1 protein-coding gene is annotated in these 1309 nt (G+C 47.6%); it reads left to right on the top strand.

Features of this window, described 5'->3' with window-relative positions; all coding sequences use genetic code 11:
- The first annotated feature begins 85 nt into the window (after positions 1 to 85).
- Positions 86 to 1285, top strand: coding sequence for a transposase (locus tag QUA07_RS29885; RefSeq protein WP_333332871.1), 1200 nt, complete (start codon positions 86 to 88; stop codon positions 1283 to 1285).
- The last annotated feature ends 24 nt before the right edge of the window (positions 1286 to 1309 follow it).

The raw sequence follows: 1309 nt of genomic DNA, 5'->3' as shown, positions 1-1309 counted from the left end.
CTTACAAGTGTAGGTTTTTTACAATGAAGAGGAACAACAGATATAGAGACTGGACGGGTCAGCCCATCATCTAGCTTTGAGACTTATGCTGAAAAATCACTACCTGAAACAGTGGATGAGCATTGTCAGCTATCATCTGCCAGAGCTAACCCTACCTCAAGCATCAGGGCTAGCGACTTGGAGTTTTGGGATGGTAATGACGCAATCGAGTAGCCTGACAAGAGTGTCCCACTTCATTGCGACACTGAACCAAGAAAAATTCAACACGGTACGGCAAAGGCTGAAAGAATGGTATCAGGAAGCTCAAGCTAAGAGCGGAGTTCGGCGAGGAAACAAACGCGCTGAACTACAAGTGAGCCAATATTTTGCCCCATTATTGCGGTGGGTGTTGAATTTATGGCCGAGCCATGTGAAACAGCTACCTTTGGCGATCGATGCGACCAATATCGGACAAACCTTCACGGTTTTATCAATAAATGTTCTCTATCGCAGTTGTGCCATCCCTGTCGCCTGGAAAGTGGTCAGAGGCACAGAAAAAGGAGCTTGGAAGCCACACTGGCAAGAGCTATTTGAGTCAATCAAACCAGCCGTTTCCTCAGAGTGGATGGTCATCGTTTGTGCTGACCGAGGACTTTATGGCGATTGGTTATATCACCAGATTGTCAGCCAGGGTTGGCATCCATTTTTACGGATTAATCATCAAGGTACATACCAGCTCGACGAGCAGACACAATGGCAGCGTCTGGCAGATGTCGTTGACAAGCCTGGGCTGAGTTATTCAGCACCCGTGACTTGCTTTAAAACCAATCCTCTAGGGTGTACTTTGTTAGCTTGTTGGCAGCCTGGTTATCAAGATCCGTGGCTGATTGTGACTGATTTAGCCCCAGAGGTTGGCAATCCACTTTGGTATGGCTTACGCTCTTGGATTGAGTGTTCTTACCGAGATTTTAAATCTGATGGTTGGCAATGGCACAAAACTCGTTTGCGTGACCCACTGCGAGCTGAGCGCCATTGGTTGGCAATGGCAGTAGCAACTCTCTGGATGGTGACTGTTGGAGGCGGGGCCGATTCAGCTCCCCCAGAATCCCTATTTGAACAACTTCCTCAAGGGCATATTGCCAAACAGCGTTCCCGACGCTCTGATCGTGGGCGTCAGTTATCTTGTTTTCTTCAAGGCTTACTCAATGTGGTGGCTAATTTGCTCAATGGTCAGCCGATTGTTCTAGGGCGCTTGTTTCCTCAATCTTGGCCCTCTTGTTGGCCTGTTGTTTCTAACACCTCCTAATTGTAAAAAACCTACACTTGTAAG

Source organism: Microcoleus sp. T3_A4, assembly GCF_036700465.1.
In the GTDB taxonomy this organism is placed as follows: Bacteria; Cyanobacteriota; Cyanobacteriia; order Cyanobacteriales; family Microcoleaceae; genus Microcoleus.
This window is presented reverse-complemented; position numbering and strand designations above follow the sequence as displayed.

Excerpts from the sequence above, each read along its gene's own strand:
- QUA07_RS29885 (WP_333332871.1), top strand. The coding sequence starts at position 86 with ATGCTGAAAAATCACTACCTGAAACAGTGGATGAGCATTGTCAGCTAT.